Below are 22845 nucleotides of genomic sequence, written 5' to 3'. Positions count from 1 at the left end.
CTGTGGTTGAGCACCCGTTCTTGTCGCCGCCCGAAAATCCTGACTCGTAAAAGCAAAAGAGCGCAGGCCGACTGACCTGCGCTCTTTTGTTTATAAAAATAGCAATGTTCCCATCTACTACGGCGGACTGCTATACCTAAAGATCTCTTTTCTGGAAGACCCTTCTGGCACTGAGCAGCGGAAGCAGCACCCAGAGCACCATCACGGCAAAGGCAATGGCAATGCCCCAGCCACTGCCAAAGATGCTCTTGTAGAGAGCCCCTGTGTAACCCATCATCGCCGATACGTCCAGGTTGAGCAGCACCAGCACCCGCCCCAGATCCACCGGGTTGAGGGCTGTGAGCACCAGGGTCGCCTTCTCCAGCGGATAGTCGCCAAAGGAGTAGAGGACAAAGAGCACCAGCCCGTCGTAGATCAACGCAAAGTAAAACCAGAGCAGCAGCGCTATACCGATGCCTTTGGCCTTGTCGCGTGTAATCACAGAGGCCAGAAAGGCCAGGGCCACAAAAATGAAGGTGACAAAGATGCCCGTGAGCAACAAGAATAAACCGGTGGCGCCGGGAGCAAACAAGAGCACCGGCACGCCTACCCCGATCCCGAAGGCAACCGAAAGGGAGAGCGACACGCCCAGGTACTCACTCAGAAAGATCTTGCTGCGCTTTATAGGTTGGGAGACCAGCAATTCCATGAACTCGTAGGAGTTGTAGAAGTGGGTGGTGCCAAAGACGATGCTGATCAAAGGCACCGTCAGAAGCACCAGGTTCAAAAGGCTCAGCAGGCCCTTATCCGGACTGCCGCCCAGGTGAAACAAACCGATGGAGAGCAGCAGCAGAAACAGCGTATAAGCGACAATGATCTTGTTGCGCACAATGTCATAGAGCACGTACTTGATGAGCTTGTTCATGGTTTAGTCCTCCTCGTTCATAATTTTGGCAATTGCGCGGCTCAAGCGCTCCTCGTTGGTGTGGTGTTTGATACCGGAAATTGTCTCGTGAAACTTCACTGCTCCATCCATCAGGCACATCACTTCGTCAGCCACCTCTTCTACTTCGCTCATAATGTGCGAGGTGATCAGGATCAGCTTGCCTTTTTTCTTTTCTTTCAGGATTTTACACTTCAGGATCTCCGCCGAAATCGGATCAAGGCCGGCGGTTGGTTCATCAAGGATGAGCACCTGCGGGTCGAACATGAAAGCCAGTGCCGCACTCACTTTTTGCTTCGTGCCGCCCGACAGCGCACCCATCCTTTTATCATACATATCTTTCAGGCCATACAAGCCTATTAATTCTTCGTCTATAGAAGCGGCACCTTTACGGATGTCGCGCACCATTTCAATCACCTGGCGGATTTTCATGTTCTCGGGGTAGCGGCCGATCTGGGGCATGTAACCGAACTGGCTGCGGTAAGCGTACTTCCTGAGCACACTTTCGCCGTTAAATTTGATGTCGCCGCTGTCGGGCAGTACCATCCCCAGAATGCACTTGCTCATGGTGGTCTTGCCTGCCCCGTTAGGGCCAATGATGGACACCACACGGCCACCTTCAAAGTGTACCGTCAGGTCTTTCAGCACGGTCAGCTTACCGTAAGTTTTGGACAAGTTTTCTATCGCTATCATGATCTATTTTCTTCATTGAAGGCCGTTCATCGACCAGACTCTCAGGTATAAAACTCGGCAGTACCCGCTCGATACTATCCATCAGGTCAACCATAAAACTGCGCATAAACATAACCGATGGCGGCACCCGTTCTACCAGCATCGAGTACAGACTCACCGGCCGGTAGGGCACGTCTCCTACTTTGTCCTTGTCGAGGTCATAGCCGTTGTATTTGTCCCAGTAGTTGTGCTCAAACAGGTTCATGGTAGGGCTGCCGTTGGTGCTCACATCAAAGGAGTTGCCGGTAAAGTTGTTGAGACGGAAAGTATCCTGAATGCAGCTCGACAACAGGCGTATGGCCCAGCCATTGCGGTCAAAATCGTTGCTGGTGATGTCGAGCCGGCTGGAGCTTTCCATGTAAATGCCGGTGGTGTTTCTGCGGAAGGTATTGTTTAGGATAACGCTTTGCGAGATATCCTTCAGCAGCAGTCCGTAAGCGGCTGCGCCCCAGTTATCTTCAAAGGTGTTGTGCTCCATCCGGATGTTGCGGGTATACATCACTGCCACACCGGCCCCGTTTTCCCGGAAAATATTTTGGGTATACACGTTGCCGTCCGAGAACATAAAGTGCAGCCCGTAGCGGTTGTTGCGCTCGCTGATGTTTTCGTGCACCTGGCTGTTGGTTACATACTCAAAATAGATGCCGTCGCGGTGTCCCTCTACCCTGTTGTTACTAATCTCGGCACCGTCAGTGCGCCACACATGTATGGCATTGCCCAGCGATGATTCTATCTTTCCGGTGTTCTCTCCTTTCACTATATTGCCTTTCACCACGCTGTTGTCGGCGTTTTGCAGGTATATGCCAAAGTAGGTGTTGAGCACCGTGTTGTTCAGTATCTGGATATTTTGGCGGTCGGCCACCCGGATGGCAGCGTCGTCGCGCATGTAGCTCACGGCCACGTTTTGCACTGTAAAGCCTTCCAGTTTCACGTTGGAAGATTTGATGGTAATGATCTGGCCGCTGTTCTGGCCGTCGATCACGGGGTTGTTGCGCCCGATCAGACTAATAGGCTGGGTGATCTCTATACCTGATTCCTTGTACACGCCGCCATCCACAAGCACAATGTCGCCGGCTTTCGCCTGGCGCACGGCTTCTTTCACGGAATGGTACTTACAGGTGGTGCATACCTTTAGTGTGTCGCCGAAAACAGCAGGGCTTCCCAGCAGGCACACCAAAGCATATGCGGTGCAAACTATTAGAAATTTACTCAGGTTTCTCATTGCTTTTAACGCTTGTCATGGCCTGTTCCCAGTTCAGCAGGCGACCGCCTACTTCCTGTTGCATTCTGGTAGCTGTGGCTTCATCTGCCACGGCGGTCAGGTACATGCCCATCGGGCTTGGGAGCTCTTTGCTCTGTATAAAACTGGCGCTACGGGCATCCATCAGTTCACCGGGTTTAGTGAAATCTGTTACCAGCACATAGGCCGCTTTTTCTGCCTGATCCGGATTCTGGTCCAGGTACAGGGCCAGACACTCGGCTGAGTCGAAGTAAAACGGTTTGCCTTTGTCATTGATCATCTCAGCGCCATACCTGTTGTCTGATACTGTCATCTGACAGTGGGCGCAGTTTACCTCGCCGTAGGCGATGGGTTGTGGCTCTACCTGGCAACCTGCCAGCAGGAGCACAAACAACAGCACCAGGCAACTCAGGTATAAGTTTAGTGATTTCATGCCATCACTTTTTTTGCACTTTTCACTTGCACTGTACTGCGGCTGAAGAAGTACACCAGACCTCCCAGTAATATTGCCAGCCCTATGCCTAAGCTACCCCAGGCAGGCAGCGACAAGGCGTCGAAATTGAGCAGCGTTTTGCTTCCGAGCAGTGGCGGAACGTATGTCATACCCGGTACTTTGATCGGGGCAGTCGGATCGAGGTTGGTGCCGAATTTATTGAGCCACATATAGAAGTCGGCTATACCTACGGCGCCGCTTATCATCAGCAGCACAACCCAGGAAAGAACCAGTTTTCTTTTGCCCAGCAGGGCTACCAGTATACCTGTCACCATAAAGAAGATGACGATGTAAGGCATGATTTTAAGTTCGGCGAACGAGTCTGCGTGGATTGGCTCCATACCAATGTAGTGGTTTAGAATATTGAAGTTCTGGAGCGCTCCGTCCGTATCACCTGAAATTTTGTTTACCCAGATGTGCATCTCCAGCCCCTCGGGATACTGGGGAGCCAGCAGGTAGATTTTCCACATCGGGAAGAGGAATAATAAACCGAGAGACAGCGAGGCTATCATCATCAGCACTTTGAGGTAAGCTTTCATCCTTGTTTATTTTAAGGTGAAAATTAAAAATTAAGCGGAGGCTGCTTTGGGCAACCTCCGCTTTTGTATTGCCCGGCTTATCCCAGTTGGTTAAGCGGCAGGCTTCTTTTTGCCTGTTGAGAAGGAAATTGGTACAGGAGAGCCTTTAGGAGATACTCTGATGTAGCCTTGCATTTCCTGGTGGAGTGCAGAACAGAAGTCGGTGCAGTAGAATGGGAACACACCGGCTTTCTTCGGTACCCAGCGCAGCGTTTGTGTCGCGCCCGGCATGATCAGGGTTTCGGCTGTGTTGGCGCCCATCACCGCGAATCCGTGCGGTACGTCCCAGTCCTGCTCGAGGTTGGTCACGTGGAAGAGTACGGTGTCGCCTACCTGCACGCCTTCGATGTTATCCGGGGTCATGTGGCTACGGATGGCCGTCATTTTCACTCTTACAACATTCCCTTCGCGGGTCACGCTGGCGTCAGCCTCTTTCTTCACCGCATGTGGGTGCTTGTTCTTGGCCAGGTCGTAGAATTTCACACTGTTAGGCGCTACTTTCTCCGCTTTAATGGCCTGTGCGTAGTGCGGTTCAGCTACGGTCGGGAAGTCCAGGAGCATGCGCATTTTCTCGCCGCTGATATCGATCAACTGGGCAGAGTGTGCCAGTTCAGGACCAGTTGGCAGGTAGCGGTCTTTGGTGATCTTGTTCATGGCTACCAGGTATTTGCCGTCCGGTGTGTGGGTGTCACCACCAGGGATCATCAAGTGACCAACTGAGTAGTAAACCGGCATTCTGTCTACTACAGTGAAGTCGCTCAGTTTCCATTTTACAACTTCAGAAGACACGAACATAGAGGTATAGGCGTTGCCTTTTCCGTCAAACTCGGTGTGCAATGGTCCAAGACCTGGCTCCGGCACTTCTGCTTTCAGCACAGACTCGTATTTGAACACTGGGATACCGTTGATCTCACCGTCAAAGGCCTTGTCTTCGATCGCCTTTTGCATTTTAGAGAAAGAGAACACCGGGATGGTGGCAGCCAGTTTTCCGCTTACTACCATGTGCTCGCCGCTTGGGTCCACGTCGATGCCGTGTGGTGACTTAGGTGCCGGAATCAGGTACATCATGCCCGGGCAATCTTCCGGGAGCAGGTAGCGAACCGTCTTCTTGATAGTAGACTTGGCAATGTGTGTATCCTTGTCCATTTTGTTGTGATAGTAGTAAGCTGGCATTTCCTTCGCCTTGCCTTCTGCGGCATACTTGGCAGCCAGTTTCCAGTTCACAGCAGCCAGGTAGTCGCGGTCGTTCTGCGATGCACCCAGTTCCTTCAGGGTACCGGCACGCTCTGTGTTATAAGTGGTGAAGAACACCCAGTCAGAAGACGGGCCTTTGCCACCGTTTGCCAAGTCGTAGTCAAAACCAGGTACCAGAATCTGGAAGTCCAGCTCCATGTCGCCTTTCTCCTGGTCAACTTTAATAAAGGAGATAGAGCCGCGGAACTTGTCCTTGTACTCGTCCATGCTCACGTCAGCTGTACCGCCTTTCATGTCGAGTGGCACAGAGAAGCGTGTACCTGCAATCACGTACTCGTTGTTGTCAGTTGGGTATGGCGAGCAGTGGTTACCGGCAGAGTTTGGAATCTCCATGATCTCTACAGTCTCGAAAGTAGACAGGTCGACACGGGCTACACGCGGGGTGTTGTTACCGTTGGCAAACAGCCAGCGACCGTCTGTCATACCGTTTGTACGGGACAGTTTGGGGTGGTGCAGGTCATCCCAAGGGATAAAACCATGTGAAGTGTTGAGCATGGCTTTCGACTCTTCGTTGTAGCCGTAGCCGTTCTCACCGTGCTGCGTGAACACCGGGATGATCTTCAGCAGTCGGCCGGAAGGAAGTCCATACACAGACATCTGTCCGTTGAAACCGCCAGACAGGAAAGAGTAGTACTCGTCATGCTTGCCCGGTGCTACATACACTGCCTGCGCAGCGTCTGAGGCAACACCAGCAGCTGTGGCACTACCTTCGCCAGGTCCGCTGCTGCAACCCTGCAGGGCCGCGCCGCCGGCCAGTGCCAGCGTAAAGGCCGCGGCAGGAGCCGCTTTTTTGATGGTTGAGAATAATGATTTCATGATGATTATAGTTTTTGCTGTTTTTTTTTGATTAAGAATTTTTGTCGTTCTGACGTAAGAATTCCAGTAGAGCTCTGGCATCGGCCTCGTTGATGTTCTGGTTGGTCATCTGAGTTAAGTGCTCTGCCAGCAGCTTTTTGGCGGTCGGATCTTTCTTGGTCATTTCTTCAGGGTTGATCACCATGTTCATGATCCATTCCGGCTTGCGTTTCTCTGTCACGCCCTGCAGGCCAGGTCCTACAATTTTCTGGTCAGACAACTGGTGGCAGGCGGAGCATTTGCCTTCGAAAATGGATTTACCTTCAGCAGCCAGTGCTTCGTCTATTTCAGCTCCAACTTCTACTGACGAGATGGGTCCTATACCTTTTCCGTCATCTTCTACAGCAGCGGGAGGTGCCTGATGGGCCAGGCCAGACTCCGATTTAGTTTCAGTAGTGGTGGTGTTGTCAGAAGAGCAGCTATAGAATACCAGAGCAGCCAGGAAAATAAAAGCAGCGGTTTTGATAGATTTCATAATGGTTGGATTTTGTTTTTTGAGTTAAATGATGTTTATCTGTTTAGTAAAATAGTAGTCCGTTCCCTGTGTTAGCCTATGGTTTTGTGCTCTCATTTCCGGGTGCCGAACTTCTGTTTAATTGGTATTGTTTGGCTTTCATTTACAGTACAAAGGTATTCTCTGGGTGTTCTTCAATAAAAGACCTTTATCTCTTTTAATAGTGACCTTCGTCATCTTTTTTGCTTCCGCATGGCAGCATGCCATTGCCCTCTAAATTCTTTTAAGTTTTTTACTTCGACTGAACACTTGCAGGAAGCGGAGACACCGTCAGCAAAAAAGCTGTCTCTTCAAGCGCCTCTACACTATGTCGCACATGCGCCTGCAGTGTCAGCATTTGCCCTTTGCTCAGTTCCACAGACTCGGCTTCCGTGTTGAAGCTGATCCGGCCTTCGATCACCTGAACACTGATGGGGCCCGGTGCCTGGTGGGCTTTAATTTCAGAGCCTGCCTGCATCACGTTCAGCAGGATCCGCAACGTGTCCGACTTAAAGATCGTCCTGGAGCCCCGCCCGATTTTTTGCCAGTTCTCTTCCTCCTTCAGCCCGCGGGCTAAGGCTGTAAGATCCGTAGTGAGCAAAGCCTTGTCACTGGCTTTATCATGCGAACTACCGGATTGCTGCGATTTCTCTGATTTATTCATGAATTAATATTTAATGAAACTCTATATATAATAATGAGAGTGTTTCAGGTATAGCTTGCATGGCATTTCCTACCCTGCACAAAGATATTTCCAGCTTGTATTTTAATAGAAGACTTTTGTATCTTTTATTAATGACCTATGTCATTTTTCTACTTGCTACCCGGTAAGACCTTTGCGATGGTCCAAAAATCAACGAAGCGGAAATGGCATGGAACGGCTTGCTGGTATAATGTGTGTGTGCTGGGGCAACCGCTGAGCAGGCAGGGCATGGTGGAGCATGAACCTGATAGAGCTTTCATCGTCAGCGAGCTTTCTGAAAATATGACTATTCAGGCCACACTTCTTGAATTTCAATTTTAACTCTACATAAACCACTCAAACTTTTACCTTTTATGAAATACAGAAACTTATGGCTGGGGTTCATTGCCGTGATTGTCGGCTCCTTCGCCGTTCTCGGATACTACGGTATCGAGATATACAGAGAGGCGCCGCCTATACCTGACAAGGTAGTCACCACATCCGGTAAAGTGCTTTTCACCGGAGATGACATCAAAGACGGGCAGAACGTATGGCAGTCCACGGGCGGCCAGCAATTAGGATCAATCTGGGGCCACGGGGCCTACATAGCACCAGACTGGAGCGCCGACTGGCTGCACAAAGAGGCCATGTACTTCCTGGATTACTGGGCGCAGCAGGAAAAAGGTGTGCTCTATGACGACCTGGACGAAGAGACAAAAGCCATGCTCGAGGCCCGTCTGCAGAAGCAGATCCGAGCCAACACCTACGACCCGGAGACAGGTATACTGACCATCTCGGACCTGAGAGCGGAAGCAATCGCAGAGGTGGGCATGCACTATACTGGTTTGTTCATGAACGATCCGGCGCTGGCCAAACACCGCGACGCCTATGCCATGAAGGACAACACCGTGGAGGACCCGGTGCGCATGGAGAAGCTAAACACCTTCTTCTTCTGGACTTCCTGGGCCTGCGTGACGGAACGTCCGGGCAAAAAAATTACCTATACCAATAACTGGCCTGCAGAGAAACTGGTAGCCAATGAACCCAGCTCCGACCTCATTATCTGGACGGGTTTTTCGGTGATCATCCTGATCGCGGGGGTAGGGATGCTGGCTTACTACTATGCTTCTAACAAAGAAGAAGAGATCGACCACTCCAAACTGCCGAAGCAGGACCCCTTGCTGGGACTAACCGCAACCCCTTCCATGAAGGCTACGCTGAAGTACTTCTGGATTGTGACCGCTTTAATTCTGGTGCAAGTGACGCTCGGGGTTGTTTCGGCGCACTATGGTGTGGAAGGGCAGGCGCTTTACGGCTTCCCGCTGGCGGAATATCTCCCCTACTCCATCACCCGTACCTGGCACGTACAGCTGGCCATCTTCTGGATCGCGACTTCCTGGCTGGCTACTGGTCTGTACATAGCTCCTGCCGTGTCGGGTCATGAGCCAAAGTTCCAGAAGCTGGGTGTAAACTTCCTGTTCGTCTGCCTGCTTATCATTGTGGCGGGTTCATTGGCTGGTCAGTGGTACGGCATCATGCAGAAACTAGGCTATACTGAGAACTTCTGGTTCGGTCACCAAGGCTATGAGTATGTGGATTTAGGTCGCTTCTGGCAGATCTTCCTGCTGGTGGGCTTGTTCCTGTGGCTGGCCCTGATGGTACGCGCCATCCTGCCTGCCTTCCGCAACGACGTAGAAGGACGCCACCTGCTGGGTATGTTCCTGATCTCATCAGCGGCCATTGCTATTTTCTACGCCGCTGGCCTGATGTGGGGGCAACACACTAATCTGGCCATTGCCGAGTACTGGCGCTGGTGGGTCGTGCACCTGTGGGTAGAGGGCTTCTTCGAAGTGTTCGCTACCGTGGTAATCGCCTTCCTGTTCGTACGCATGGGCCTGCTAGACACCAAAATGGCTACGGCTACGGTACTGTTCTCGACCATCATCTTCCTGTTTGGCGGTATTATCGGTACTTTCCACCACTTATACTTTAGCGGTACACCGACTGCGGTAATGGCCTTGGGTGCGACCTTTAGTGCGTTGGAAGTAGTGCCACTGGTGCTGATTGGTTTTGAGGCTTACCATAACCTGCAGATCAGTAAACTCACGCTTTGGATCAAAGCTTACAAATGGCCGATCTACTCTTTTGTGGCCGTGGCTTTCTGGAACCTGATAGGCGCCGGTGTGTTCGGTTTCGTGATCAACCCGCCGATTGCGCTCTACTACATGCAAGGCCTGAACACGACTCCAGTGCACGCCCACACCGCCCTGTTCGGGGTATACGGTATGCTGGGTATCGGTTTGATGCTCTTCGTACTCAAAGGCCTGTCTGCCCGCCGCCGCTGGAAAGACGGTGTGATCAGCTTCGCTTTCTGGTCCATTAACATCGGTCTGATTTTGATGGTGTTGATCAGCGTGTTGCCAATCGGTCTGATGCAGACCTGGGCGAGTGTAGAGTACGGCCTGTGGTATGCCCGCTCCATGGAGTTCATGCAGACCGACACCATGAACATCCTGCGCTGGCTGCGTGTGATCGGTGACACGATCTTTGCGGGTGGTGTACTGGCCCTGGCCTGGTTTATCATCGGCCTCAAAACAGGCTGGTCTTTGGAAGAGGACGAGGACGTAACACCACTGGTTGAAGGAGAAGCACCAGCAAAACAAGCTCGATCTTAACCTACATTCCGCTATACCTGAAGGTAGCGTTCCGAGCATCTCTGATTATACCTAAACCCTTCCCCTGCAAGCCCTTCTGCCTTTGGTGGAAGGGCTTCTTTTTTGCCTCCTGCTGCTGAAACAATAGACTCATAACAGCGTATTTATTATAGTTATTTGAATAGTATTTTAAACTATTCAAATATATAGTCTGATATAAGTATACTGTTGAAGTGGTGGTATGATGACTATAATAGAACTGCCGCTCCCTACGCTCCTACCCTGACCGCTGTCAGGTATAACACTGGCAATACGATGCCCTCAGAATCGCCGGTATACGTTTTGCACCTGCCTACATACCATTACGATTACCCCTAATTTTTACCTTATGAACAAGGATTACACACACAGCGTCTTTTCCAGAGGCTGCTCCCGATTGCGTCTGCACATCAGGTATACCTCCTCCACTCTACATCACTTCAGGTTTTACACCATCAGCCTATACCTGCTTCTTTCGCTACTAATCTCAGCCACACTGCATGCCCAGCCTTCAGGCTTTACCAACGTGCAGATAGGTGGCACCTGGGATGCTGCCGTAGGCCTCACTTTTTCAAAAGACGGAAACCGGATTTATGTCTGGGAAAAGGCTGGTAAGGTATGGATCGTGGAGAACGGGCAGAAACTTCCTGTGCCGTTGATCGACATCAGCGAAGAGGTAGGCAACTGGGTGGACCATGGTCTGCTGGGATTTGCGCTGGACCCCAATTTTGACTCCAATGGCTATTTCTACCTGCTTTATGTGGTCGACAGGCACCACCTGCTCTACCACGGCACCGGCAGCTACAGCGCTTCAGCCAATGAGTATAACAACGCCACCATCGGTCGCCTGACCCGTTACACTGCCCGCTCCTCAGACAACCGCAAGACAACCGACCTGAGTACCCGCAAGATCCTGATCGGCGAGGCCATCTCCAGCGGTATACCTATACTTTACATGGGCCATGGGGTGGGATCTCTGGTATTTGGGGAAGATGGCTCCCTGCTGGTTTCGACCGGTGATGCGGGCTCGGCTGGCTACGTAGACACAGGCTATGACCCCGCCAACCCTAACGACACGTATGTGCCCCAGGCGCTCCGGGACGGCATTATAACAGAGCGTGACAATATTGGCGCCCACCGGGCACAGCAGGTCAACTCACTCAATGGCAAAATTCTGCGCATAGACCCGGCAACCGGTAACGGACTATCCTCTAATCCTTTCTACAATTCTTCTGCCCCACGGTCTCCGGCCTCCCGGGTATGGGCGCTTGGTTTTAGAAACCCTTTCCGTTTTACAATTAAACCAGGCTCAGGCGGTGCTGGTAATCCCGGCACGCTGTACATTGGGGATGTGGGCTGGTATAACTACGAAGAGATAAACGTTGCCCCAAGACCGGGCATGAACTTCGGCTGGCCCATTTATGAGGGGCTGGAGCAACAGGAGTGGCACTACCACCGGCTGGTATATAACACGCAAACGGCCCAGAACCCACTATACGGGCAGGGTAGCTGTACCCAGCCGTATTTCCTGTACCGGGAACTCATCCTGCCACCCAGACGCACCACACAACCCTACTTCGGCAACCCCTGCAACTGGAATGTAACTATACCTGCTTCCAGCTTCAGGTTATTTGTACATGCCCGTCCGGCTTTTGACTGGCTGCACGTGCAAAAAGGCGGTGGCTCCCGTACCGGCACTTTCACAGGCGAGGATGCCACGGTGGTGAACATCGGTGCGGCGAACTCTCCTGTCTCCGGACCGCAGTTTGGAGGTGGCTCTGTAACGGGGGGCATCTGGTATACCGGCAATGATTTTCCGGCGCAGTACAAGAACACTTATTTTTTTGGTGATTATGTAGGGGGCTGGATCAAGTCCTCCACGTTTGATGCATCAGATAATCCCAAATCGATCAGCAACTTTGTTGATAACGGAGCCGCTGTGGTAGCCATAGCCACTAACCCGGTATCGGGTGGACTTTACTACATCAACTACGCGGCACAATTGCGCAAGATCAGCTACGGCGCGGGCACCAATCAGCCTCCTAAAGCAGTGGCTTCAGCTGACAAACTCTTTGGTCCAAGTCCCCTCACCGTCAGGTTCAGCAGTTCGGGCTCTTCCGATCCGGAGGGACAGGCGCTCCGGTATGAGTGGAATTTCGGGGACGGAACCGCTTTCTCTACAGAGGCTAACCCGAGCCATACCTTTAACGCATCTGGCCTTGCCTCTTACCAGGTGGTGCTGAAAGTGACAGATGCAGGAGGCCTGAGTACCACAACCAATCTGAACATCTCGTTGAACAACACACCGCCTACCGTGCAGATCACCAGCCCAGCCGCCAGCACAAAATACCCGATGACGCAAAGCACGGTATACAAGCTGACAGCCAATGTAACAGACCGGGAGCACACGGCAGCCCAGTTGAAATACGAGTGGCAGACGGAACTGCATCACAATACCCATACCCACCCCGAAGCAGTCGACACCAACCCGTCCACCTCTGCCACCATCACACCGGTTGGTTGCGACGGGGAAACTTATTTTTACCGGATCAACCTGAAGGTAACAGATGCTGCGGGGCTGTCTACTGCCACTTTCGTTGACCTGTACCCCGACTGTGGCACCTCGTCGATCAGACCAGTTGCTATTTCGTCGCCTGCCAACAACTCCTCTTTTGCAGCAGGCAGCAATGTGGAGCTGAAAGTAACTTTCACAGACCTGGCCCGCACCTGGACGAAAATTGAGTACCTGGCCGGCAACACTGTCATCGGCAGTTCCGGCACACAACCTTTCAGCTATACCTGGCGGCCCACAACGGCGGGCAGCTACAGCATTACGGCAAAAGCCACCGATAATCAGGGGCATACTTCCACCTCCAACCCTGTGACGGTCAACATTACTGGAGGCAGCGACATCCCCGGCTCCGGTAAGATCACCAGAGAATACTGGGCAAACGTACACGGCAGCAGCGTGGCGGCTATACCTGTCAGCACCACACCTACCAGCGTGAGCGAGATCATCAGCTTTGAAGCGCCTGCCCATGTGGGTACAAACTATGGTCAGCGTGTCAGGGGTTATGTGACAGCGCCGGTGTCGGGTCAGTATACCTTCTGGATCGCAGCCGATGACTTTGCAGAACTGTGGCTGAGCACAACAGACAATCCTGCTCAGAAGGTGCGCATTGCCACCGTTTCCGGTTGGACCTACGAGCGGGAATGGGGCAGGTCGCCGGGGCAGCAATCGGTTAAGATCCCTTTAGAAGGAGGTAAGCGCTACTACATTGAGGCCCTGCACCTGGAGGGTGGCGGCGGTGACCATCTGGCCGTTGGTTGGCAGCTCCCGAACAGCACGTTAGAGCGGCCTATACCTGGCAGCAGACTCTCTCCTTTTGGCAGCACGCCGCCAACAACTGCCGGTAAAATCACACGCCACTATTGGGCGAATGTGCATGGCAGCAGTGTAAGTGTAGTACCGGTCCACACTGCCCCGACCAGTACCTCGGAGCTCTCTGTTTTCGAGGCGCCGGTTAATGTAGGCACTAATTACGGGCAGCAGATCAGAGGCTATGTGACCGCTCCTCTAACCGGCCAGTATACCTTCTGGATAGCGGGAGATGATGTGGCCGAGCTATACCTGAGCACATCCGAAAATCCGGCCCAAAAGGTGCGCATCGCTTCGGTGCCAGGCTGGACGTATGAGCGCGAATGGCTGAAGTCGCCGAGTCAGCAGTCTGCTAAGATCACGCTTGAGGCTGGCAAGCGCTATTACATTGAAGCAATCCATCTGGAGGGTGGCGGCGGTGACCACCTGGCAGTAGGTTGGCAGCTCCCGAATGGTACATTCGAACGGCCTATACCTGGCAACAGGCTCTCTCCTTACGTTGTTTCAGGTATAGCCACAGCCTCGGCTCAGGCAATTTCAGAAGTCCGGGATGCACCGCTCAAACGGGAGATCAGCGCGTACCCGAATCCTTTCCGAGACGAGCTTACACTACAACTGCCGCAGGGTATGACAACTGTTCAGGAGCTGGTGCTCTACGACATGGCGGGCAGGCTCGTGTACAGGACAAGTACAATACCGGAAGTCTCAGAGAACAGCCTGCACCTTGATTTCAGGGATATTAAACTCAACAAAGGCATCTACATGCTGTACTGCACCGACGGCCAGGGAAGGACCGGCAAACTAAAACTTTCCAAATATTGAGCTGCGGCAGGAGTTACACAAAACAGAGCGCTACCTAGAGCAGGTGGCGCTCTGTTGCTTTTATCCGGGGGTTGAAAAAATGTCATCTAACTAAAGAAATTTAATGCAGTCCTCCTGCTAAATATGGCGGGCATCACGTATATACCTTGTTCAATTAACACGGTAAAATCGATCTGATTATGGGTATCAAGAAAATAATAGATAAAGTAAAAGAAGAAGTTAAAGTATTGAAGGGCGAGGAAGCCAAGGATAAAGTCTACCAGAATGAGCAGGACTACCCGGACGTGGCCAGTGCGCAGGCGGCTTTTGAGGAATCAAAAAAGAAGCTTTTCAATGTGAACCTCTGGTCTAATCTGGAGGGCATCAATTCCACCTTCGAACTGCATGACGATCGGGGGCGGAAAACGACGGCTGTGATCCCGGAGATGGGCTATTTCGTAAAGATCACGCTGCCTGCCTCTAATGTAACGAACTGGGTAAATATATCCAGCATCCGCATAGAGGATAACCTGGCTGAGTTTATGGTACATCCCAGCGAGAAACCCAACCCGCCTACAAACAAAGAGGAAGTTACCGAGCATTTTTTCACCAAAGAGGCCAGCAGTACCTTTCGGGTAGAGTTGCAGGGCACCAGACTGATTGGCTCTGAAATCGGGAAGAACGAATACATCAACAACCAGGGCGAAGAATCCGGCGACCGTTCCGTGCTCAATACCCTGATCGCAGAGGGTGGCTGGGCCGGTTTTCAGGGATTGCAGTGGGACAAACTGACCAGCTACCTCGTGCATCAGGAAGAAGCCAAAGCTGAGTAACATATGCGCAGATTCCCACTGAGCAAACGCCAAACAGTAAGGGCATGAAGATGCTGAGTCTGCTTCTTTTTCTGTTGCTCCTCACGATACTGACCTTGATCCTGCGCAGAATGGAGCATCGTAAAAATCAAAAAAAATAACCGCATACCGGCCTACCTATACCTGTAGACAAGGTATAGGGTAGGCGCTATGCTGCATTTCTCTTATATTTGGTGACACAACCAATCTGATCTGAATGAAACGCTTTCTGATTTTAGCTCTTTCATGTGGCCTCCTGCTGCAAGGGAGCGCCTCCGCCCAGTCGCTGGCACTCGACAAGCCTGCCGAAAAATCTCTTAAAAAGGTAAAGACCAATGACATAAAAGCCCACATCAAGTACCTGGCTGATGATCGGCTGCAAGGTCGCAAGCCCGGCACCGAAGGTTACCAGATGGCTGTGGATTATGTAGTGGAGCATTACCAGAAGGCAGGTATAGAACCCGGTGGTGAGAATGGCACTTATCTGCAACTGGTACGTCTGCGCCAGTCATTCCCCGGCAAAGAGGCCAGCATGACCATTGCCGACTCCACAGGGAGCGAACTGCAACTGACCTATGGCAAAGACTTCTCCATCTACCCGCATGCCGAAGAGCCGGAGGTGCGTGTGGAGGCTCCGCTTGTGTTTGCCGGCTACGGCATCAGCGCACCTGACCTGGGTTATGATGATTACGCAGGTATAGACGTGACCGGCAAAATTGTGGTGGTCATGCGCGGCGCTCCTGCCAGTTTCCCTTCTACTGTGTCGGCCTACAGCCGCGACATGATGACGGTGTTAAAGATCGCTGCCGAGAAAGGCGCCGTGGGCGTGATTGTGGCAACGGACAACCCGAAAGCTGGTGTCGCAAACCTGGCGCGCGGTACGTATAGCGTCATGGACCCGAACGGTAAAGTGGCTGTATCACGCAACTATGTTTCTGACAAAATCCGGGTACTGGGCAATATCAACGCAGCCACTTTTGAGCAACTGCTAAAAGGAACAGGTATAGAAATGGCTAAGCTTGGCGAGCAGCTGAAGCAGGGTAAACCTGCCTCTGCTCCACTTAACCGCACACTGCGCACCAGCTATACCTCCAACTACAAAGATTTTGAAAGCCACAACGTTATCGGCAAAATAACCGGATCTGACCCGCAGCTTCAGAACGAGTATGTGGTGCACAGCGCCCACCTCGACCACGTAGGTATAGGTCGTGCCGTAAACGGTGACTCCATCTACAACGGCGCCCACGACAATGCCTCCGGCGTGGCCAGTGTGCTCGAAATCGGGAAAATCTACTCCAGACTAAAAGAAAAACCGAAGCGTTCTGTACTGTTTGTTATGGTAACTGCCGAGGAAATGGGCCTGTTGGGTTCCGCCTATTTCGCCCGTTACCCGACCGTGCCGGCAGAGCAGATCGTGGCCAACATCAACACCGATATGCCAACGATCATTGCGCCGCTTTTGTCGGTTGTAGGACTGGGAGCGAACCACTCTACCCTGGAAAATGAAGTAGCCACAGCTGCGAACCATTTAGGTATGACGGTTGAAGATGATCCGGAGCCAGAGCAAATGCGTTTTATCCGCAGTGACCAGTACAGCTTTGTGATGCAAGGTATACCTGCCCTGCACATTAAGTATGGCAACAAGACCAAAGACGGACAAAACAACCTGAACAAGCAGGTAGAGCAATGGCGCAAGGTACACTACCACCTGCCACAGGACGAAATCACCAGTACCTTCGATTTCAACGCCGGCAAAAGGTATGTACAGCTGAACTTCCTGATTAGCTACCAGGTAGCCAACGCAGCGCAGCGACCAAGCTGGAAACAAGGGGACTTCTTTGGAACCCGATTTGGCAGATAATTGGAATCAGACTTTTTTTGATAAAGGAGTTTTTAGACAAAAGACCTTTTATTCCAATATGCAAAAGAGCTGCTCTGGTATAGAGCAGCTCTTTTTATTCATCAATAGACTATAATCCTTTGTCAGGTATTCCTTTTTCTAAAAATCAATTAGTACATGAGTTCGTAGTATTGATGCGCCATCCGATCTGAGTCGAAAAACGGCATCACATCGCGCATGCTCTGCTTCACAATGTTCATCCACTTGCCCCGGTCCTTGTAATAAGTCGGTATCACCTCATTCTCGAGAATGCTCATCAGATTTTTATGATCAATCTCATCCTGCATGGCATCCGACAGACTATTGTCCACTATGGGCAGTACAAAGCTGTTTTCGCCGTGTCGGGCAAATTCCGGTAGCCAGCCATCCAGCACCGACAAGTTCACGGCACCATTCATGGCAGCCGTCATACCGCTCGTACCAGAAGCTTCGCGCGGACGGCGGGGTGTGTTCAACCACACATCAGCGCCCTGCTTCAGTTTGCGGGACAAGCCGATCTCATAGCCCGTCAGCACGGCGAGGTTCTTGCGTTGGTACGAAAGGTTTACCAGACTATTAAACACGCTCACAGCACCTTCATCAAACGGGTACGGTTTACCGGCCCAGATCACCTGCACCGGCTGGTCTGTCTGCGAGAGCATGTCAAAAAACCGCTCAATGTCGTGCACCAGTAAGTCAGCACGTTTGTAGGCAGCAAAGCGGCGCGCCCATACCACTGTGAGCACATCTTTTCGGAACAATTTGCCGGTTTGGTCTGCCACGGTGTCAAAAAGCTCCTGTTTCATATCTGCCTTTCGCTGCACCAGCGCCTGGGTATCATCGCGTTCCAAAGCCTGCCGCATGCCACTGTCCATCCAGAAACGGGCGTTCTGGGCATTGGTGATCGCCTTGATCTCGCACACATTGCCACTCTCGTACCACATACCACGGGCCACCTGGCCGTGCAGCTGCGATACCCCATTGGCTACTTTTGCAATGCGCAGGGCTGCCAAGGTATAATCGAAGAAATTGCCATGCATCCCCGTCATACGACGCGCCTCTTCCAGTGATGTGTTGTTGAAGAAAGACATGTTGTAGAGCAGGTGAATGTCGTGCACTTCGTTACCGGCTTTTTCGGGGGTGTGGGTCGTAAACGCAATGCGCTTTCGCATATCATCGGTGTTTCCGAATTTCTCGTGCAGGTGAAAAGCCAGTGGTAAGGCATGCCCTTCGTTCATGTGATAAATATCGGCACCACCCAGTTCTTCCACCACCTTGGCACCGGCTATACCCAGCACTATGCTTTGCGCAATACGGGTCGATGGTTCTTTATCATAGAGATGAAAGGTGATGGTTCGGGCCAGGTGATCATTCTCAGGTATATTTGTCGTCAGAAAATACATAGGCACCGTGCCAAACACTTCGGGGCGCAGCACCAGCGCTTTCACTTTTACCGGATGGCCGTTCACCATTACAGTCACCATAATGCCCGTGTCCTCGAGGTAGGTATAGTACTTCTTTTGAAACTGCACGCGCATGGTCTGGTCATCGTTGCGAACCTGATCATAGTAGCCGTATTTCCAGAGTATACCTATACCGATCATGTTCTGGCGCAGATCGTGGGCGCTGCGCATGTGCGAACCCGCCAGAAAACCAAGGCCACCCGAATAGGTTTTGAGCGCTTGGTGTATCCCGAACTCCATGCTGAAATAGGCGACACGTTTCTGATACTTTTCGTTGATCTCGTATGGATGATACCACTTGCTGTATGCTTTCATATGTAATTGCTACTGGTTTATGATTCTGCAGGATACTGATAAGCAATTCTGCTGCGTAGTACAATAAAAGCAGTGAACAACGAAATACACAATTGTTAACGTATCGCCTGTTCTACTGCTTATATGCTGCTTTCGGTCGGTCGCAACCACAGTGCTCTATCCTAAAAGGACTGCACCGGGTTACCCGCTCGAAAAAGCTTAACTACAATATACTTATAACATAGCCAAAGTGATACAGTTTATTTCCGATGTACACGCCGGATAGAAACAAAAACGGCCCTCCCAGGTAGGAGAGCCGTTTTTATAGCGAATCTACTCATCTTCATTTTGTCCATATTCTCCATTTGCAACACTTCTGTCAACCTTCCCGGACAGGCCTGCTCCATTGAATGATGTACGGGTGAAGTCACTTTGTGCGGAGTGGTTAATGGCAATTACTCGAACAGCATCCCCATCTTACCCATCTGGTAATCCCGCATAGCCTGCATGACTTCGGTCTGATTATTCATCACAAAAGGTCCGTGCATGGCCAGTGGCTCATCCAGCGGCTTTCCGGAAAGGAACAACAGACGCGTGTCTTGGTGGGCGGTTATGGTGCAGGTTTCGCCATCTTGGTTCAGGAGAGCCAGGTTTAGAGCATCAACCAGACCGTAGCCTTCGAGCATAACCTGACCGTCCAGCAGGTATAGCATGGCGTTGTGATCAGCAGGTATAGGTATAGCACACTGGCCTCCGGCCTGCAGCGTGAGGCGGAGCGCCATCACGGGGCCTGGGGTGCTAACCGGCCCCGTAATGGCTTTGTAATTTCCAGCCACCACTGCAATCTGCACGCGACCTTCATTTTCCGTAGTGGTGGGGGTGTCTTCAGCTTGCAAAGCAAAATAAGCCGGCTGCTCCATTTTAAGTGCCTTTGGTGTATTCACCCATACCTGCACGATCTCCTGCACACCACCCTGCTCCTGCATTTCAAGCGGCGGGCGTTCACTGTGCACGATCCCGCGTCCGGCATTCATCCACTGGGTGCCACCGGCATATACCACACTATCGTTCTCCCTGGAGTCACGATGGTGCACGCCGCCCTGGTACACGAACGTAACCGGCGAAAAACCACGGTGCGGATGCGGGTCTACCCCTAATTTGTATAGATAATCTGACTGCAGGACGGTAGTGGTATGGTGATGCAACAGCAGAAAAGGATCGTGCTGCTCTACCTGACCGGTGGGCAAGGGCTGCCGAAGCGGCATGCCGCCCATGTCTATTTCTTCAGCATACAGCAGTCGTGCGACGCTTCGGTTTTGGTTCATGTGCGCGATAGGGCTATGGTTTCATTTCAAGATACGAAATTACCATAGCCCGCGTGCATTACAAGAACCGAAAGATTTACCTGACAGTTGAGTGCCTTCTGATAAATGCGCCTGCCTGATGTCGTGACGTTGACTGCTTATGCTATCAGGCCCCGCAGCAGGGCAAACTTGATCAGCGCAGCCGTATTCCGGGACTTGGTTTTGTCGAGCAGGTTTTGTCGGTGAGTTTCGACAGTGCGTTTGCTGGTAAATAACCTTTCAGCGATTTCGGCATTGGTATAGCCCTCCCCGATCAAAGACAGCACTTCGAGCTCACGCTTGGATAGCTCCCGGTGCTCATCCCCGTTTCCGTTTGGGGATTGCAGGTGGCCTGGCAAGTGTTTTATTTTGCGAAGCAGTTCCAGTGTTACATCCGGGCTGATGTAGCGACATCCATGTGCAATGAGTTGCAGGGCACAGTGCAGTTCGTCCTTACCTGCGTTTTTCAGAATATAACCCGATGCGCCGAGTTCCATCATGCGGTTCACGTATTTTTCGTGGCTCAGCATCGAAAGGACTACTATTTTGAGTTCAGGGTAGCGTTTGAGAATATGGGCAGCCGTATCGAAGCCATCCATACCTGGCATGCTGATGTCCATCAGTACAATATCGGCCTCCACCTGAGGCAACAGATCAAGCAATTCGCTGCCACTGGCAGCTTCACCTACCACACGCACGGCACTGTGGTCCTGCAGCAGTGCTTTCAGGCCATCCCGTACTATTTTATGGTCATCAGTGATTATTAGGTTTATCATGTTTTAAGTTTGGTTCAAAGGTTATTTTTACTAACCTTTCTGTCCGGCAATTCCAAGGTTAAGGATGGGAGCGAAAAAACCGGATACGTTGTAAAGTAGTCATCATGTAGTGCATCCGGTGGAATGGTGATTTAACTTATCGCACCCACTTGTCAACAATTTTCATCATAAATAACTGAATGTACAATCGCACCTGACCTACATTTAACTTAAATTTGATGCAATAGTAAAAATTCAGTATTTACTACTGATATGTATACGTATTTACTACGGAACTAACCAGAAACAAAGGACAAGATGTACTAGTAAAAGTACGCAAAGCTTATAGGGACAGATTTTCTTATACCTTTAGAAAGGCACAACCCCCTGAAGCAGGACAGCCCGAATTGCATTTTTGCGTATGAGAGGCAATAACAAAATCAATGTTCTCTGAACGGACACAGGAGCCCGGAATACGGAGATCGGTAGAACAGGAAAACAACGATAGATGGAAACTTTTAACGCTACGACAGATACAATTGGCAAAGGAGCATTGCTTCGATTCAAGGGAGAGCTTGATGCCAGTTCGTCTGTATATGCCGACAATGCACTGGAAGAGGCAATTGCTACCTCATCGGGCTTTGTGCTGATTGAATGCAGTGAGCTAACCTACATATCTTCGGCTGGGCTTGGTGTGCTGCTGGCCGCTTTCCAAGCCTGCAAACTAAAGGAGATGGAACTGGTCATGGTGAACATGCCTCCTAAGATCCGGAACGTATTTGAGATCCTGGGCCTGGACCGCCTGATCAGGTCAGCGGACACAGTAGAAGACGCCAGACAGATGATAGCCAAGTAAACCAAAAAGGGACCGCCTGCAGCGGTCCCTTTTTGGTTTAATATAAGCGTAGTTTGCTATCTGTTCCAGTCATTGCCGTAGCTTTGGTCTGACTGCCCCCGGCGCAGCTGCTCCTGTCGGGAATATTCGTAGTCGGAGTTGCTGTAGCCGCTCATGGAATCACTTCTGCTTTGGGTGCTTTGCCCGGAACTGCTGCCAGAACCACGCTGCTGACTGTAGCCGGCTGTGCCAGTGTCTCCGTAAGGTCCGCCGCTCCAGGGTCCTGCCCCACTTCCGAAGTAACCGCCTCCCATAGACCCGGAGCCGCCATTGCCATAGTCAGAGCCGCGCGGGAAGCCCATGGAACTTCGCCCGTAGCCTGCAGATGTATCTCCGTAACCAGATGAGCTGCCGTAACTGCGCTGTGCATTGCCTTGGTTTGGATACGAAGAAGCGCCAAACTCTCCCCCGCTGGAACCAGAGCCGCTGCGCCCATAACTGCCATCCTGCGATGACGCCGAGCCATACCTCTGCAAACTACCATAACCACTTCCGCCCCCTGCCTGGCCACGCTGCTGAGATGAGTTTCCATAATCAGACATACGGCCGCTGTAACCACTGCTGCTTCCACTTTGTCCGGATGAGTAGGGGCCGCCGTAGCTGCTGTCTTCAGAACGTTGCGGGCTATATTTGCCTAACTGTGACTGCCCATACCGACTGCCCTGCTCATGGCTTCCCGTAGTGTCCGAGCTGTAGGGCGAAGAACGGTATCCCCCACGGTCACGCTCCCCTGAATAAGGCCGATGTGTATTGCTTCTATAACTCTGAACGTCCTCATCTCCGGTTATCCGCTCCCAGGCGCCGCTGATCTTTTCGCCCATACGGTTAAAAAAACCACGCTCCACGTGGTCAGGGCGGTCACGATCTTGTGAGCGGAACCCCCCTCTGCCATAGTCATCCTGATAATCTCTTGCCATAGCTTTAAGCTTAATATAATAATATGATTTATTGAATATAATTTTATACAATGAATGCACTAATTAAACGATGAAGGTGAAGAAGGGTTCTTAGGTTAACGGGCTCAAAACACTCATTAACTCAAAAAAGCGTACTAATACGGTAGGCTAGTAGGTACTTATCTTTTGTTGCACCAGGTAGGCGTAACTACTACTCATATTTAAAGAGATAAGTGTTCATTTCATCCTCCGGAGTTCCCCCAAACCACTGTTAATCCGTACTAATCTTATGCATAGCCCTTGTGGCCTGCGACCTGTTGACACAGGTTCAAACCTGAAGTGTGAAA

Annotated in this window: 18 protein-coding genes; 6 read left to right on the top strand and 12 right to left on the bottom strand. The window is 51.5% G+C overall.

Annotation, left to right across the window (positions count from 1 at the left end; genetic code table 11):
• Positions 1-136: 136 nt before the first annotated feature.
• The 8 genes from K3G39_RS03525 to K3G39_RS03490 all read right to left on the bottom strand — a co-directional run bounded on the left by K3G39_RS03525 (position 137) and on the right by K3G39_RS03490 (position 7231).
• Entirely contained in the window at positions 137-904 is a 768-nt protein-coding gene (locus K3G39_RS03525; protein ID WP_220624792.1) for an ABC transporter permease subunit, read from the bottom strand.
• A 3-nt stretch (positions 905-907) separates the two neighbouring features.
• Positions 908-1615: an ABC transporter ATP-binding protein gene (locus K3G39_RS03520; RefSeq protein ID WP_220624791.1), complete on the bottom strand. Its 708-nt coding sequence runs from the start codon at positions 1613-1615 to the stop codon at positions 908-910.
• Complete coding sequence (nosD, locus tag K3G39_RS03515; RefSeq protein ID WP_370627189.1) at positions 1578-2756, bottom strand: nitrous oxide reductase family maturation protein NosD; 1179 nt, start codon at positions 2754-2756, stop codon at positions 1578-1580. Before nosD ends, K3G39_RS03520 begins: the two co-directional genes overlap by 38 nt.
• 103 nt (positions 2757-2859) lie before the next feature.
• Positions 2860-3327, bottom strand: coding sequence for a nitrous oxide reductase accessory protein NosL (locus tag K3G39_RS03510; RefSeq protein ID WP_220624789.1), 468 nt, complete (start codon positions 3325-3327; stop codon positions 2860-2862).
• Positions 3324-3926 carry a hypothetical protein gene (locus K3G39_RS03505; RefSeq protein ID WP_220624788.1) on the bottom strand — a complete coding sequence of 201 codons (603 nt, stop codon included), beginning with the start codon at positions 3924-3926 and terminating at the stop codon, positions 3324-3326. Before K3G39_RS03505 ends, K3G39_RS03510 begins: the two co-directional genes overlap by 4 nt.
• Positions 3927-4016: 90 nt before the next feature.
• On the bottom strand, positions 4017-6035 hold the full coding sequence (nosZ, locus tag K3G39_RS03500) for a Sec-dependent nitrous-oxide reductase (protein WP_220624787.1): 2019 nt from the start codon (positions 6033-6035) through the stop codon (positions 4017-4019).
• 31 nt (positions 6036-6066) lie between these two features.
• A complete protein-coding gene (locus tag K3G39_RS03495; protein ID WP_220624786.1) occupies positions 6067-6549 on the bottom strand; it encodes a cytochrome c in 483 nt (160 codons plus the stop codon).
• A 271-nt stretch (positions 6550-6820) separates the two neighbouring features.
• Positions 6821-7231, bottom strand: coding sequence for a cupin domain-containing protein (locus K3G39_RS03490; RefSeq protein ID WP_220624785.1), 411 nt, complete (start codon positions 7229-7231; stop codon positions 6821-6823).
• A 138-nt stretch (positions 7232-7369) separates the two neighbouring features.
• Here K3G39_RS03490 and K3G39_RS03485 point away from each other — a divergent pair, with 138 nt between their 5' ends.
• From K3G39_RS03485 to K3G39_RS03465, 5 genes are all read left to right on the top strand, one after another.
• The gene (locus tag K3G39_RS03485) at positions 7370-7591 is read left to right on the top strand and encodes a hypothetical protein (protein ID WP_220624784.1); all 222 of its coding nucleotides are present in this window, start codon (positions 7370-7372) and stop codon (positions 7589-7591) included.
• A 32-nt stretch (positions 7592-7623) separates the two neighbouring features.
• Positions 7624-9924, top strand: a complete 2301-nt coding sequence (locus K3G39_RS03480) for a nitric-oxide reductase large subunit (protein ID WP_220624783.1) — start codon at positions 7624-7626, stop codon at positions 9922-9924.
• A gap of 367 nt (positions 9925-10291) precedes the next feature.
• Positions 10292-14143, top strand: coding sequence for a PQQ-dependent sugar dehydrogenase (locus K3G39_RS03475; RefSeq protein ID WP_220624782.1), 3852 nt, complete (start codon positions 10292-10294; stop codon positions 14141-14143).
• 179 nt (positions 14144-14322) lie between these two features.
• Entirely contained in the window at positions 14323-14955 is a 633-nt protein-coding gene (locus K3G39_RS03470) for a hypothetical protein (protein WP_220624781.1), read from the top strand.
• A gap of 235 nt (positions 14956-15190) precedes the next feature.
• Positions 15191-16834, top strand: a complete 1644-nt coding sequence (locus K3G39_RS03465; protein WP_220624780.1) for a M28 family metallopeptidase — start codon at positions 15191-15193, stop codon at positions 16832-16834.
• Between the two features lie 149 nt (positions 16835-16983).
• On the opposite strand, the gene glgP is transcribed toward K3G39_RS03465, so the two are convergent.
• The 3 genes from glgP to K3G39_RS03450 form a co-directional block, all read right to left on the bottom strand.
• Positions 16984-18630, bottom strand: a complete 1647-nt coding sequence (glgP, locus tag K3G39_RS03460; RefSeq protein ID WP_220624779.1) for an alpha-glucan family phosphorylase — start codon at positions 18628-18630, stop codon at positions 16984-16986.
• 434 nt (positions 18631-19064) lie between these two features.
• Positions 19065-19934: a pirin family protein gene (locus tag K3G39_RS03455; protein WP_220624778.1), complete on the bottom strand. Its 870-nt coding sequence runs from the start codon at positions 19932-19934 to the stop codon at positions 19065-19067.
• A 137-nt stretch (positions 19935-20071) separates the two neighbouring features.
• A complete protein-coding gene (locus K3G39_RS03450; RefSeq protein WP_220624777.1) occupies positions 20072-20728 on the bottom strand; it encodes a response regulator transcription factor in 657 nt (218 codons plus the stop codon).
• A gap of 487 nt (positions 20729-21215) precedes the next feature.
• On the opposite strand from K3G39_RS03450, the gene K3G39_RS03445 reads away from it, so the two are divergent.
• The gene (locus K3G39_RS03445) at positions 21216-21563 is read left to right on the top strand and encodes an STAS domain-containing protein (protein ID WP_220624776.1); all 348 of its coding nucleotides are present in this window, start codon (positions 21216-21218) and stop codon (positions 21561-21563) included.
• A 56-nt stretch (positions 21564-21619) separates the two neighbouring features.
• Here the strand turns inward: K3G39_RS03445 and K3G39_RS03440 are convergent, their stop codons facing one another.
• Positions 21620-22519 carry a hypothetical protein gene (locus K3G39_RS03440; protein ID WP_220624775.1) on the bottom strand — a complete coding sequence of 300 codons (900 nt, stop codon included), beginning with the start codon at positions 22517-22519 and terminating at the stop codon, positions 21620-21622.
• Between the last annotated feature and the right edge of the window lie 326 nt (positions 22520-22845).

It is taken from the genome of Pontibacter sp. HSC-14F20 (genome assembly GCF_019599265.1).
Classification (GTDB): Bacteria; Bacteroidota; Bacteroidia; order Cytophagales; family Hymenobacteraceae; genus Pontibacter.
Note: the sequence above shows the minus strand (reverse complement) of the source record. Positions and strands in the feature narration are given on the sequence as shown.

Excerpts from the sequence above, each read along its gene's own strand:
- K3G39_RS03465 (WP_220624780.1), top strand. The coding sequence starts at position 15,191 with ATGAAACGCTTTCTGATTTTAGCTCTTTCATGTGGCCTCCTGCTGCAA.
- K3G39_RS03445 (WP_220624776.1), top strand. The coding sequence starts at position 21,216 with ATGGAAACTTTTAACGCTACGACAGATACAATTGGCAAAGGAGCATTG.
- K3G39_RS03470 (WP_220624781.1), top strand. The coding sequence starts at position 14,323 with ATGGGTATCAAGAAAATAATAGATAAAGTAAAAGAAGAAGTTAAAGTA.
- K3G39_RS03490 (WP_220624785.1), bottom strand. The coding sequence starts at position 7,231 with ATGAATAAATCAGAGAAATCGCAGCAATCCGGTAGTTCGCATGATAAA.
- K3G39_RS03440 (WP_220624775.1), bottom strand. The coding sequence starts at position 22,519 with ATGGCAAGAGATTATCAGGATGACTATGGCAGAGGGGGGTTCCGCTCA.
- K3G39_RS03475 (WP_220624782.1), top strand. The coding sequence starts at position 10,292 with ATGAACAAGGATTACACACACAGCGTCTTTTCCAGAGGCTGCTCCCGA.
- K3G39_RS03485 (WP_220624784.1), top strand. The coding sequence starts at position 7,370 with ATGTCATTTTTCTACTTGCTACCCGGTAAGACCTTTGCGATGGTCCAA.
- K3G39_RS03455 (WP_220624778.1), bottom strand. The coding sequence starts at position 19,934 with ATGAACCAAAACCGAAGCGTCGCACGACTGCTGTATGCTGAAGAAATA.
- K3G39_RS03450 (WP_220624777.1), bottom strand. The coding sequence starts at position 20,728 with ATGATAAACCTAATAATCACTGATGACCATAAAATAGTACGGGATGGC.
- glgP (WP_220624779.1), bottom strand. The coding sequence starts at position 18,630 with ATGAAAGCATACAGCAAGTGGTATCATCCATACGAGATCAACGAAAAG.
- K3G39_RS03510 (WP_220624789.1), bottom strand. The coding sequence starts at position 3,327 with ATGAAATCACTAAACTTATACCTGAGTTGCCTGGTGCTGTTGTTTGTG.
- K3G39_RS03495 (WP_220624786.1), bottom strand. The coding sequence starts at position 6,549 with ATGAAATCTATCAAAACCGCTGCTTTTATTTTCCTGGCTGCTCTGGTA.
- nosZ (WP_220624787.1), bottom strand. The coding sequence starts at position 6,035 with ATGAAATCATTATTCTCAACCATCAAAAAAGCGGCTCCTGCCGCGGCC.
- K3G39_RS03505 (WP_220624788.1), bottom strand. The coding sequence starts at position 3,926 with ATGAAAGCTTACCTCAAAGTGCTGATGATGATAGCCTCGCTGTCTCTC.
- K3G39_RS03480 (WP_220624783.1), top strand. The coding sequence starts at position 7,624 with ATGAAATACAGAAACTTATGGCTGGGGTTCATTGCCGTGATTGTCGGC.
- K3G39_RS03520 (WP_220624791.1), bottom strand. The coding sequence starts at position 1,615 with ATGATAGCGATAGAAAACTTGTCCAAAACTTACGGTAAGCTGACCGTG.
- K3G39_RS03525 (WP_220624792.1), bottom strand. The coding sequence starts at position 904 with ATGAACAAGCTCATCAAGTACGTGCTCTATGACATTGTGCGCAACAAG.